This is a genomic window from Lysinibacillus sphaericus (assembly GCF_000600105.1).
Taxonomy (GTDB): Bacteria; Bacillota; Bacilli; order Bacillales_A; family Planococcaceae; genus Lysinibacillus; species Lysinibacillus sphaericus.
In genome coordinates this window covers 3,639,334-3,652,181 of the sequence record NZ_CP006837.1, presented here as the reverse complement: position 1 = coordinate 3,652,181, position 12,848 = coordinate 3,639,334, and the positions used below count along the sequence as shown (strand labels likewise).

Genomic DNA, 12,848 nt, shown 5'->3' with positions numbered 1-12,848 from the left:
ATCGAAGCAATGAAAGCGGATTGCATTTCTTGTTTATTCATTTATATTTAGCTTTAAAAATAGGTAAAATTTATTATGGAAATATATACAGTCAATAGTAAAAATGGTAGAATAGTGAAGATTAAAAGGAGGTCATTTGATTGAATATACTTAAGAAATGGTTTGTTGCAGCCTTTGTACTCATCATGTTATTTACTTTTCAGCACCAAGTAGCCGAAGCAGCAGACTACCGAACAGTGAAAGTTGTGAGTGGCTCCAGCTTAATTGTCAGAGAGTCGCCGAGTGATACAGCCAATTCGGTTGGTAATCTAGATAAGAACCAATTTGTAATAGAGTTTTCTACTTCTAATGGTTGGTCTCACATTCAAGCTGGTGATGTTAAGGGCTACGTTAATACTTCATTTTTAAGCGTTCCACCTTCAACAATAAAAATTGCAAATTCTAAAAGTGGTCTTGTTGTAAAATCTACGCCATCGCTATCAGCAGCCACATTAGCGACATTGAAGTACAATATGGTCGTTGAAGATTATGGCTCGGTAGGGAATGGATGGTCCTATGTGCAGTATGGTAATGTGATAGGCTATGTTAAATCCGATTTTATGGGAAAGACTAAAACATCGACTAAGTATGTAAATACAAGTAGTGGGGTTGTTGTTCGCAATATTGCCAGTCAATCTGGAGCTTCAGTAGGTTCATTAAGCAATGGTACACAAGTAACAGTACATTCTACATTAGTAGGGTGGTCTTATGTAACTGCTGGGAATGTTAAAGGGTATGTAGTCGATTCATTTTTATCGACAAAGAAACCTGTTGTACCTTTCAATAATATTAACTTTAAATTGTCTATTCGTGATGTAGAGAGAAATGAAAAATCAACGTTTATTCAAAAAATTCAAGACGATAGAGAAACTTATTTAATTTATGAGACGAAAAAATATGGCTATTTTGCAGAGTTAACATACATTTTTATAGGTGGACAATTAGAGTATATTAGCTATGATTTCTATCCAGATCAAAATAGTTATCATACATGGGATGAAATGTCTGTTTTACATGATATTCTGCATAGAAAGGGTGTTGCAGAATTTGGTAATGACTATCAATTCACATATGAAAAATATAATAGTCTATATACTACTTGGGAAAAGAGTGGTTACAAGGCATTGCTAACAGTGCACGATAACTATCTTTATACAACGGCAAAATTAATATATTATCGTAAATAAAATTCATATAATTAGTAATATAGATATAAAGCCTTTTAAGTTGGTGCTTGCAAAAGCATAATGAATTTACAAGGCTTTTTTGTATGGTTTTAAAGAAGGTGAAAATTGCAATGGAGAATGAATATTCAGTGTTAGTGATCGGGGGGTATTTATAAAAAAACCTCACATTGTTGTAATGTAAACCTCCAATAGCGATTGAGAAAGCAGAATAAAAAGACTTGTGCTGAAAAGTCGTTCAAACGCACAAGCCTTCACAAAAGTATTTCTTTGAAAAATAGACTATCCTATTAAGATGTTAAGGATACCATGAAAGTTTAGCATCACTATCTAATGGTTTATTTTTTATTTCCTCGCTCAAAGTATTGAACCATTGACTTGAAATTTCTTCTGCTTTGAGATTGATATCGTCATTATCTTCCCAGATAATATGAGAAAACCAAGCTCCTGTTGCCCATTCAAATTGCAGTTCAGCAAAAGAAATTTTAGGATGGTTCACTTGAATAAATTGATCATTTACTGCTTTAGAAACGTTAGAAGCTTGAGGTAGTAACTCATTTTGAATTTTTTCTATAATAGTAGGATTTTCAAGCTCATACCACTTCAATAGATGCCCATCAATTTGGTAAAAAATATGGAAAGATGGCTGTTGACCCATATCTATTAAAATAAAGGCACGTTCTACTGTGTTGTCAGTCGCCTTCACTGCGTTTACGATAATATTTTGCGCAATTTCCTTCCAAAAGTCATTTGCCTCATCTAATGGTGACGGTAAAGAAAACGCAGACTCAAGTTCAGAAATATCAGCTTCTGCTTTATTAACCTCTTCAACTTTTTTAAAAAATCTATTAAAGAACCCCATTAATTGCCCTACTCCCGATTTTATTTATGATAAATAATTTTAGTATTGTTGCTTATTTGTTAACTAAAACATATCTATTACAAATAATAACATATAAAAGTAATAATAAATAAATGGTTATGTAAATATTTAGGGGCATAGGGTGAGCATGGTGTTGTAGATAAGTTTACTTTGATTTTGGTGAAAGGGGATATTCGTACAATAAGAAAGAAGCTGCGATATATCTTTAGATAGAGATATTTGCGGCTTCTTTATGTACCGGTAAAAGATGGTTAGCTAAGTTTCGCTACTACATAATCATAAATTTCTTCTGAAGGTTTATCGAGTGCAATGGAGAATTCCGAAAATATAATTTCTTGTAAAGAGTGCAATAATTTTTCTTCTTGATTTGGGAATTTTTTTTCGTTCGCTTCATATTCAATCTTTTTGCGTAGCAGTGTATTTAAGAGGTTAGCTTGCTTTTGTCGATCGCCGGTTTTAATAATTTCTACGTGAAATCTCATACGATGTGTGTTTTGTTCAATCCATTCCACACCAGGAGACGTGAAGGATTGTAAAATTCGAATGGCTTCTTCTTTTTGAATAACATCTCTAAGCTGTTTTTTTGCATTATCAATAGGAGTACGTATCGTTAATTTTGAATCGTTTAGTGGTTGTAAAACGTAGTAAGTTTTAGTAATGTCGCTAAAGGTTTGTTCACAAATATCTTCAACTGAACAAAGTCCATGTGATGAATAAATGACTACATCGCCAACATTATACATGTATAATCCCTCCATCAAACATTATTGTCAACTTAGTTGACTAAATTAATTGTAAACAATAAAAGAACTTTTGTCAACTTAGTTGACGATGACTTCGTTTTTTTGTATAGTAATTACGAAAATTAGGGAATGAAGGTGAACGAGTTGAAGGACGAATTGCAAAATCGAGATGTCATTGATTTGTTGAGCGAACGTCATGAAATACTTCGCCGACTTGCTGAAGAGAAATGGAATAAACATAATACAGTCCATATATCCAACTCAGAATGGCATATTTTAAGCAAAATTTATAAAAACCAACCGACTATTTCAGAAGTAACAAAAGTTGTGGATTTTTCTCGCCAAGCCACTCATAAATTTATTAAAAGTTTAGCAGCTAAAGGTTTGGTGGAAGTGAGCAACGCTGAGAATAGTAAAAAGCACAAAGTAATACGGATGACGAACTTCGGTGAACTGTGCTATGAGCAAAATGAACGGAATAAAGCAGAAATTGAACAGCAATTGGTTCGTACTATCGGAGAAGAGCAAGTAGCAAAATTAAAAAACATCTTACAACTTAATTGGATGGAGTGCCAGTCACCGAAACAATTCTGAATATTTCTTTTGCGCAGGATGCGTGTGCTTGAGTTTAAAGCTTCTGTCTGCAAAGATATCGTCTTTTTTCTATAATTAAAACTTCTAACTATAGAAAGCTTAACGCTATAATATGGACATAGAGGTGAATGGATATGAAAAAAGATCGAGGCAAAGTTTGGTTAGGAGTCGCTGGTTGTACTGTCAATGAGCTTGGACAATGGCTTGTTGTCAAAAAGGCTTATAGTGGTTTAAAGGGGCGCTGGTCATTACCAGCAGGTTTTGTGAATGCAGGTGAAACAGTGGATGAGGCGATTGTTCGGGAATTAAAAGAAGAAACAGGGTTAGATTGCTATGTTTCGGGCTTAATAGGTTTCCGTACAGGTGTTATTCACGGTGAAGTTAGTGATAATATGGCTATTTTTTATTGTAAGATGAAAGACGAGCGACAACAGCTTTGTATTCAAGAAAATGAATTGTTAGAGGCAAAATGGTTATATCCATGGGAATTGGCACAGGATGAAATGACATCGGTCATGTTAAAGGAAATGGTTTCTAATCAGTTTGAACAGCATCAATTAGATGCCATTGAAGGTATCAATCCAGGAGAGGTATTCGGTTACACCTCTTACCGTTTGTTTTTTAAAAAATAATGCAAGGAACAGCTAGCTACATTTACTGAAAGTTGACGATTTACTAAAATATGACGAACATGCGAAATGAAGGATATGTTCATTGAAAGCACTCTCATAATCATGTAAACTAATGAGAGGAAAACGGAGGTTATACATACATGGGTGGTTCAGTTTCATTAGTACAGTTAATCATTTCAATTGTGTTATTTTTCGTCATGTTTTTTGGTATCGGATTCTTATTGAATATGTTACTGCGAATGACATGGTTAATGGCAATTGTATATCCAATTGTTGTTGTTTTTATTGTCGATGAAGTAAGCTTTTTAGATTATATTTTTAAACCTGGTTCAGCTTTCCCTGCGCTGTTGGAGAAATTGCAAGCACTTCAAACAGTAGATATTGCTATTTTATCTGGCGGCTTTGCAGGAGCGATTGTAGCAGGAATTGTAATGATTTATTTACGTAAAAGTGGATATCGAATGTTTTAGTCTTAACAAGAGACAATGTAATTGTGAAAGGAGCTGGTTCGAGGATGTGAACCAACTCTTTTTTTATTGAATAAATTGATAGGCTATGATGGCGATAAAAATGCCAGTCAATGCTCCGAAAAATACCTCACTTCGCTTATGCCCAAGCAAGGTTTTTAATTCTTCCATTTTTTCTTGCCCATCCATTTGTGGCCAATCCTTTATATCACGTAACAATGTTTGAAAATCTTTGCGCAACTGATTTAAGACTACAGCATGTTGCCCTGCCTGGTATCGAACACCACTTGCATCATACATGACAATAAAAGAAAACATAGCCGCTATGGCAAAAATGGGAGAATCTAAGCCTGTTTCATAAGCGATGGACGTTGTTAACCCTGTAACAGAAGCGGAGTGTGAGCTAGGCATTCCTCCAGTGGATGTGAACAGTCCCCACTTTAATTGTTTGGTCATTAAAAAATGAATGGGGATTTTTACAAACTGTGCAAAGAGAACGGAAAAGAGGGCGACGAGTAGAGGAGTATTTTGAAGTATCGACATATTCATCACAACCTTCACTTGTAATTGCCTTTATTATAACATTCATTATTTTCTAAAAGAAGAAATAGCTAAATATTACGTGCATTTCTGAAAGTTAGGTATAATAGAAATATTGAATGGAGGAATATTTATGCATATTGTTAAAGAAGCAAAAACATTTGAAACGATTTCTACAGAAGTATTAGTGGTGGGGGTCACAAAACATCGTGAACAAATGCAAGATTGGGCAAGTTTTTCGACTTTTTACGGAGAGTCTCTGAATGGGTGGCTTAGTGCAGGTGATGTTTCAACTGAACTAAAAGCCATTACGAAATTGCCATTTATGAAGGAGCATGCCCATCTAAAACGAATTTTGTTTGTTGGCTTAGATGAACGTAAAAACTTAACGGAAGGTGATTTACGTGCAGCCTTTGGTTTAGTCGGCAAAGAGCTAAATGCTTTAAAAGTGAAAGAGTATTCGATTTGGCTAGAATCATTTACAACAGAAACAATAACGGTAGATGATGTTGCATTTTTAGCAGGTGAGGGCACAACGCTAGGTTATTATACAATTCCGCACTATAAAACAACTTCAAATGAAGTAGATAAGCGCATGGAAGCTGTACATTTCGTGACTACTGCTGAAGATTTAGATAATGTTGTAGCGAGCTTCGAGGTCGGAATTATTTATGCAGATGCCGTAAATGAAGCACGTAGCTTAATTAATCTTCCACCAAATTTATTAACAGCGACAGACTTAGCAAATTATGCACAGTCCCTTGCTATGGACTATGATTTTGAAGTGGAAATTTTAGATAAAGCCCAACTAGAGGAACTGGGAATGGGTGGTATTTTAAGTGTAAATCAAGGCTCATTTGAGGAACCTCGCCTTATCACTTTAAAGTATAAAGCAACAGAAGATTTCACTGATCCGATTGGGCTTGTTGGTAAAGGTGTAACGTATGATACAGGGGGCTATTCTCTAAAACCTAAAGATTCAATGGTTGGAATGAAGGGTGATATGGGTGGTGCAGCAGCTGTGCTTGGCGCTATGAAAATTATTGGTGAATTACGCCCTAATAAAAACGTTGTAGCAGTTATTGGTTCTACGGACAATATGGTTTCGGACACAGCCTTTAAACCTGATGATGTGATTACAACGTATAGCGGTAAAACGGTTGAAATTTTAAATACTGATGCTGAAGGTCGTTTAGTACTGGCAGATGCTACTACATATGCTAAACAACAAGGTGCAACTGCGCTAATCGACGTTGCCACTTTAACTGGTGGTGTTATTACAGCTCTTGGTTTAGATAAAACGGGTGCACTTTCTAATAACGATGCATTCTATGCGAGTTTTATGGAGGCAGCACAAGAGACAGATGAGTTTGTATGGCGTATGCCGTTAACAGAAAGTGATAAAAAGCGAATTCGGAAATCAGATATTGCCGATTTAAACAACTCTCCTGGTCGCGATGGCCATATGATTTTCGGAGGTGGCTTCGTAGGTGAGTTTGTTGGGGATTTACCATGGATTCATTTAGATATTGCAGGTACATCGGATGCAGTCTCTGCACATGATTTAGGACCAAAAGGCGGTACAGGTGTCATGGTGCGAACACTAGCAAACTTTGTGCAACGTTTAGGTGAAGAGAAATAGAGTAGGCAAAGGACTTGCGGTATATGTACCTCCCTTCATACGATAGAGAAAAAGGGAGGTAGCATATGCGGAATTTCGGAGGATATCCAGGAGGCTTCGGTGGCTTCTTTTGGCCAATTGGCGCACCATTTTTTGGAGGATTTTTAGGCGGTCTACTTGGATCACAATTTAACCAATATCCAAACTATCCTAATTATCCAAATTATCGTCCATACCCACCAGGTCCATTTTACCCGCCAGGTAGACCATACCCGAGGTATCGTAGACCATATTAATGTGAATTAAACGAGTGCCAGAAGTTTAACAATGGGCTCATTAAAAAGTAAAAAAAGGTGAGGCTGGGACAAAGGAGAAAAGGTGTTAGATTGATGGCAGTCAATCTAACACCTTTTTTGCTGCGCCGTTGTTGTCCGCTTCGGCGCGGTGCTTTTCACTCAGCACAGTAAGCCGTAACCCTCGCTAACGCGAGGAATGCCAGCGTCTTACGTTGTGTACGTTCTGAGCAGGAGTCACCCCTTCCTACCAACAACTAGTGAACCCTTCTAAATTTTTATTTATTGCAAAAGTAAAAATAGCTAAGTTCTCCGTATAGCAAAAATTTATGAACACCTTTCCTCAATTTTTTAAGTTATGTCCCAGTCTCATTTTTTTCGTATTGAAAATTTAAAATGATTGGTTTCGTCGTTTAACTTTTAAAATGAATAAAACAACTGTTGACAGAATATACTAAATTATTTATTATTCTTATTATATTACTAAGAATTAAAAATAAAAGCTGACTAGCAAACTAGAGGCTCTTATTATCCAAAGGCAGGACTGTGTCTATGGATAGTATGAGTCTCTTTTTTTATCGAATGAAAGGAGTGCAACGACATGGGAAAAGTGTTCATAGTAGGAGCGGGTCCTGGAGATGTTGATTTGATTACCGTGCGTGGATTGCGCTGCATTGAACAAGCGGATGTCATTTTATATGACAGACTGGTCAATAAGGATTTATTAGCCTATGCGAAAAAGGGTGCCAAGTTAATATTTTGCGGTAAGTTACCAAATCGGCATGCCATGATTCAAGATCATATTAATCATTCGCTTGTAAGCTATGCACAACAAGGTTTTATTGTCACAAGGTTAAAAGGAGGTGACCCTTTCGTTTTTGGTAGAGGTGCGGAGGAAGCTGAAGTACTTGCACAACACCATATACCATTTGAGGTCGTACCTGGTATTACATCTGGTATAGCTGCACCTGCCTATGCGGGAATTCCTGTTACACATCGAGATTTGAGTTCAAGCTTTGCAATGGTCACAGGGCATATGCGAGAAGGAAAAGATGATGGTATTCAATGGGAAAGTCTTGCTAAAGGAATCGATACCCTTGCGATTTATATGGGCGTTGGCAATTTGCCTTATATTCAACAGCAGTTACTGCAATATGGACGTGATGCGCAAACGCCTGTCGCACTTATTCATTGGGGAACGTGTGCACAACAAAAAACGGTGATAGGTACATTGGCAACTATTGTGGATGTCGTACAGCAAGAAGAAATTCAAAATCCGAGCATGATTGTAATTGGTAAGGTGGTGACATTAAGGGAAAAAATCCAATGGTTTGAGGAAGTTTGTCCACAAATGCCTTTCAAAGAGATGTCAGTATAAGGAAGTGTTTTGATGCAAGCGATTTTATATGTAGCACATGGCAGTCGTGTGAAAGCTGGTGTAGAGCAAGCAGTTGCATTTCTACAACGCGTGCAACAGGACATTGCATTACCAATACAAGAAATTTGTTTTTTGGAACTAGCCGAGCCGACTATTGCACAAGGTATAGAAAACTGCTTCCGCCAAGGAGCAACGGACATTGCGATTATGCCAATTTTGTTGTTAGCCGCTCAGCATGCCAAGCATGATATTCCCAAGGAAATTGACAAAGCACAAAAGCAATATCCAACAGTACATTTTACATACGGTGAACCACTCGGCGTACATGAACTATTAATTGATACACTTCAAAAACGAATTTTAGAAACACAGCTCCATTTTAACAATGCAAGTGTATTACTGATTGGACGTGGCAGTAGTGATCCAGCAGTAAGAGAGGATTTAACAAAAATCGCATTAAGATTACGCCATAAATATGGTTATGGAAAGGTCGATACGTGCTTTTTATACGGAGCGGGTCCTAATTTGGAGGAATGGTTAGCACAAAGAAAACAAGACAATGAGCAGGTATTTATTGTGCCGTATTTATTGTTTACAGGCATTTTACGTCAAAGTATAGCCAAACGTTTACAAGGATATGAGGTAAATAACATGATTTTATGTAATAGCTTGGGCTATGACGATAATGTAAGAAAAGTATTAGTGGAACGTATTATGGACTTAATAAAACGAAATTATTTGGAGGAAGGGTGTTTTTCGTAATGGTAGATAAAAGAAAAGAAAATATAAATCTAGCATTAGATAATGTCCGACAAATTTTAAATACAGTTAACCATGGCTCGATTACATTAACTGTTCAAAACTTTTACGTTGTACAAATTGAAAAGAAAGAAAAAATACGTCTTAGATAATTTAATAATGATACGTGAGGTGGCTTAGTTGAAACTGCAAGTAATTAACAGTCCTTTTAATGAGGAACAGGTGAAGCTATTAAATGAACTTCTACCTAAATTAACTGGAGAACAAAAAATATGGTTGAATGGTTACTTAAGTGCTCCACTAACAACAGTAGATACCGTTGTAGAAGAAGCAGTATTGTCGGTAGTACCCGAGACGAAAACGGTGACGCTATTATATGGCTCACAAACTGGAAATAGCCAAGGACTCGCTGAAAAATTTGCAGCTGCGTTAAAAGCAAATGATATTGAGGTGACTGTCACATCTTTAGCAAAGTTTAAGCCAAATAATTTGAAGAAAATAACGAATCTTTTGCTCGTAGTGAGTACGCATGGTGAAGGGGAACCACCCGACCAAGCAATTCAATTCTATGAATTTTTGCACAGTAAGCGTGCGCCTAAATTAGAACATCTGCACTTTTCTGTTTTGGCATTAGGAGATAGCTCATATGAATTCTTCTGTAAAACTGGGCAGGATTTTGACGCACAATTTGAAAAGTTAGGCGCGAAACGTATCGTTCCACGTAGAGACTGTGATGTTGATTACGATGAACCAGCAGCCGAATGGTTTACAGCTGTTCAACAGGCATTATTACAGCAAAGCGATACAGCGATTGTCTCGCATGCAACGCCATTATTAGAAGAAGAAGCTACATATTCTCGCAAACATCCGTATTATGCCGAAGTACTGGAAAATATCAATTTAAATGGGCGTGGCTCGAATAAGGAAACACGTCATATTGAGTTGTCCATTGAAGGTGCAAATTTACATTTTGAGCCTGGAGATAGCATTGGTATTTTGCCAGAAAATGATGAATCTTTAGTAGATGCATTAATCACAGCCTTGCAGTTTCATCCTCAAACAGAAGTAACGGTGTTTGAGGAATCCATGCAATTAAAAGAGGCTCTTCAAAAAAAGTTAGAAATTACAGTGTTATCGAAGCCTCTTTTACAAAAAATTAGTGCTTTTACGGTGCATAAAGCATTGGCAGAGCTATGTGAAAGTGCTACAGCATGGAAGGATTACGCAAGAGGAAGAGATTTACTTGATGTCGTTGAAGATTTTGCTCCTTTTACTTGGGATGCACAACAGTTTGTAGCCCTTCTTCGTAAAATTCCAGCGAGATTGTATTCCATTGCTAGTAGCCAATTGGCCAATAGTGATGAAGTCCATTTAACAATTGCTAAAGTGAGTTATGAAACGAATGGTCGAAAGCGTTTGGGCGTGTGTTCGGGCAGTATTGCAGAGCGAATTCAAGTGGGCGATACATTACCGATTTATGTCCATAAAAATCCAAACTTTAGATTGCCAGAACAAGCAGATACACCAATTATTATGATTGGTGCAGGCACAGGTGTTGCGCCGTATCGTGCTTTTTTAGAGCAGCGAGAGGAATTAGGAATAACAGGGGATACTTGGCTGATTTTTGGCGATCAACATTTTGTCACCGATTTCCTTTATCAAACAGATTGGCAGCGTTGGCTTGCTTCAGGCACATTAGCTCAAATGGATGTTGCTTTCTCACGTGATACAGATAAAAAAGTATACGTCCAACATAAAATTCACGAAAAGGCACAAGTATTTTATGAATGGCTTGAGCAAGGGGCTGTTATTTACGTTTGTGGTGATGAAAAATCGATGGCTGCTGATGTTGATCAAACAATCTGTCGCATTATTGAGCAGCAAGGGCATAAAACGCCTGAGGAAGCGAAAGCGTATATCAATGATTTGAAACAGCAGAAGCGCTACCAACGTGATGTTTATTAGTAAAGGAGCGAGATAAATGACTGGAAAAATTATTTTACCCCCACAACCTGGAACACCAAGCGATGTTGAGCGTATTAAAAGCGATAGTAATTACTTACGTGGAACATTAGAAAGAACAATGAACGAACCTTTAAGTTCAGGTATTCCTGAAGATGATAATCGCTTAATGAAATTTCATGGCAGTTATTTACAGGATGATCGAGATTTAAGAAATGAACGGCAACGTCAAAAATTAGAGCCCGCGTATCAGTTTATGGTGCGTGTACGTACACCTGGTGGTGCGGCAACACCTGCACAGTGGCTTGTTATGGATGAGATGGCAAGAAAATATGGCAATGGATCATTAAAATTAACAACACGCCAGGCATTCCAAGTGCACGGGATTTTAAAATGGAATGTCAAAAAATATATGCAAGAAATAAATGAAGTACTTTTAGATTCTCTTGCTGCATGTGGGGATGTCAACCGTAATGTAATGTGTAATGTCAATCCCAATCAATCAGCATTACACGAGGAAATTTACAATTGGTCAGCAAAGTTAAGTGAGCATTTATTGCCAAGAACACGTGCCTATCACGAGTTATGGCTAGATGGCGAAAAAGTAGTGGATAGCCAAGAAGAAGAAATCGAGCCAATTTACGGTGCACAATATTTGCCTCGTAAATTTAAAATTGGTATTGCGATTCCACCGAGCAATGATGTCGATGTTTACTCACAAGATATTGGCTTTATTGCAATCGTTGAAGATGATGAGCTTGTAGGTTTTAACGTAGCAGTTGGTGGTGGTATGGGGATGACACATGGTGATCATGAAACGTATCCACAGCTTGCGCGTATGATTGGCTTTATAACACCTGATAAATTACTTGAGACGGCAGAGAAAATTATTACGATACAACGTGATTATGGTAATCGTTCAATTCGTAAAAATGCCCGTTTTAAATATACAATTGATGCACGTGGACTCGACTGGTTTAAAGCAGAATTACATCGTCGGCTAGGGTGGGAAATACAAGCGGAGCGTCCATTTACATTTGACCGAACGGGCGATGAATTTGGATGGATTAAAGGTGCAAATGGTAAATGGCATTATACGCTATTTATTCAAAATGGGCGCATTAAAGATTTTGAGGATTATGAGCTGTTAACAGGTTTACGAGAAATTGCCAAAGTGCATACCGGAGATTTCCGATTAACACCAAATCAAAACTTAATGATTGGCAATGTATCGCAACAGCAAAAGGAAATCATTGCTGCGCTTATTGAGCAGTATAAGTTAACAGACGGGGCCCACTATTCAGCGCTGCGCCGTAATTCCATTGCTTGTGTGTCGTTGCCTACTTGCGGTTTAGCAATGGCAGAGGCAGAACGTTATTTGCCTTCACTCATTACGAAAATTGATACGATTATCGATGAAGCGGGTTTACATGATACGGAAATTGTTATTCGTATGTCGGGTTGCCCAAATGGGTGCTCACGCGCTGCAATGGGTGAAATCGGCTTTATCGGCAAAGGTCCAGGAAAATATAACATGTATCTTGGCGCAAGCTTTACAGGTAATCGTTTAAATAAAATTTATCGCGAAAATATTGGGGAAGAAGAAATTTTAGCCGAACTACGTCCAATTTTGCTGCACTATGCAAAAGATCGTTTAGAGGGCGAGCATTTCGGGGATTTTGTAATTCGTGCAGGTTATGTAACAGCCGTCTTTGATGGTCGAGAATTTCATAAGGAGTAAAAGGAGGGTGCC

General features: G+C 37.5%; 14 protein-coding genes. 11 read left to right on the top strand and 3 right to left on the bottom strand.

The genetic code is table 11. From position 1 onward, the window contains the following. The first annotated feature begins 140 nt into the window (after window positions 1-140). A complete protein-coding gene (locus tag T479_RS17745) occupies window positions 141-1,226 on the top strand; it encodes an SH3 domain-containing protein (protein WP_024364846.1) in 1,086 nt (361 codons plus the stop codon). Window positions 1,227-1,521: 295 nt separating this feature from the next. Here the strand turns inward: T479_RS17745 and T479_RS17740 are convergent, their stop codons facing one another. Then, window positions 1,522-2,085, bottom strand: a complete 564-nt coding sequence (locus tag T479_RS17740) for a hypothetical protein (protein ID WP_025220392.1) — start codon at window positions 2,083-2,085, stop codon at window positions 1,522-1,524. Between the two features lie 272 nt (window positions 2,086-2,357). Then, entirely contained in the window at window positions 2,358-2,849 is a 492-nt protein-coding gene (locus T479_RS17735; protein WP_024364848.1) for a CarD family transcriptional regulator, read from the bottom strand. A gap of 135 nt (window positions 2,850-2,984) precedes the next feature. On the opposite strand from T479_RS17735, the gene T479_RS17730 reads away from it, so the two are divergent. The 3 genes from T479_RS17730 (at window position 2,985) to T479_RS17720 (ending at window position 4,545) form a co-directional block, all read left to right on the top strand. Continuing rightward, on the top strand, window positions 2,985-3,443 hold the full coding sequence (locus T479_RS17730; protein WP_337982688.1) for a MarR family winged helix-turn-helix transcriptional regulator: 459 nt from the start codon (window positions 2,985-2,987) through the stop codon (window positions 3,441-3,443). Window positions 3,444-3,577: 134 nt separating this feature from the next. After that, window positions 3,578-4,075: an NUDIX hydrolase gene (locus T479_RS17725; protein ID WP_024364850.1), complete on the top strand. Its 498-nt coding sequence runs from the start codon at window positions 3,578-3,580 to the stop codon at window positions 4,073-4,075. A gap of 140 nt (window positions 4,076-4,215) precedes the next feature. Further along, window positions 4,216-4,545 carry a YuiB family protein gene (locus T479_RS17720; protein ID WP_024364851.1) on the top strand — a complete coding sequence of 110 codons (330 nt, stop codon included), beginning with the start codon at window positions 4,216-4,218 and terminating at the stop codon, window positions 4,543-4,545. A gap of 63 nt (window positions 4,546-4,608) precedes the next feature. Here T479_RS17720 and T479_RS17715 read toward each other — a convergent pair whose 3' ends face one another. After that, the gene (locus tag T479_RS17715; protein WP_036205676.1) at window positions 4,609-5,091 is read right to left on the bottom strand and encodes a divergent PAP2 family protein; all 483 of its coding nucleotides are present in this window, start codon (window positions 5,089-5,091) and stop codon (window positions 4,609-4,611) included. A gap of 124 nt (window positions 5,092-5,215) precedes the next feature. On the opposite strand from T479_RS17715, the gene T479_RS17710 reads away from it, so the two are divergent. The 7 genes from T479_RS17710 (at window position 5,216) to cysI (ending at window position 12,836) form a co-directional block, all read left to right on the top strand. After that, on the top strand, window positions 5,216-6,724 hold the full coding sequence (locus T479_RS17710) for a leucyl aminopeptidase (RefSeq protein WP_025220390.1): 1,509 nt from the start codon (window positions 5,216-5,218) through the stop codon (window positions 6,722-6,724). 65 nt (window positions 6,725-6,789) lie between these two features. Continuing rightward, on the top strand, window positions 6,790-6,999 hold the full coding sequence (locus T479_RS17705; RefSeq protein ID WP_024364854.1) for a hypothetical protein: 210 nt from the start codon (window positions 6,790-6,792) through the stop codon (window positions 6,997-6,999). A gap of 598 nt (window positions 7,000-7,597) precedes the next feature. Next, window positions 7,598-8,374, top strand: coding sequence for a uroporphyrinogen-III C-methyltransferase (cobA, locus tag T479_RS17700; protein ID WP_025220389.1), 777 nt, complete (start codon window positions 7,598-7,600; stop codon window positions 8,372-8,374). Between the two features lie 12 nt (window positions 8,375-8,386). Then, on the top strand, window positions 8,387-9,136 hold the full coding sequence (locus tag T479_RS17695; RefSeq protein WP_025220388.1) for a sirohydrochlorin chelatase: 750 nt from the start codon (window positions 8,387-8,389) through the stop codon (window positions 9,134-9,136). Next, entirely contained in the window at window positions 9,124-9,285 is a 162-nt protein-coding gene (locus T479_RS23355; protein ID WP_227665373.1) for a YezD family protein, read from the top strand. Before T479_RS17695 ends, T479_RS23355 begins: the two co-directional genes overlap by 13 nt. Window positions 9,286-9,313: 28 nt before the next feature. Then, window positions 9,314-11,098 carry an assimilatory sulfite reductase (NADPH) flavoprotein subunit gene (locus tag T479_RS17690; protein ID WP_025220387.1) on the top strand — a complete coding sequence of 595 codons (1,785 nt, stop codon included), beginning with the start codon at window positions 9,314-9,316 and terminating at the stop codon, window positions 11,096-11,098. A gap of 16 nt (window positions 11,099-11,114) precedes the next feature. Then, entirely contained in the window at window positions 11,115-12,836 is a 1,722-nt protein-coding gene (gene cysI / locus T479_RS17685; RefSeq protein ID WP_024364858.1) for an assimilatory sulfite reductase (NADPH) hemoprotein subunit, read from the top strand. The last annotated feature ends 12 nt before the right edge of the window (window positions 12,837-12,848 follow it).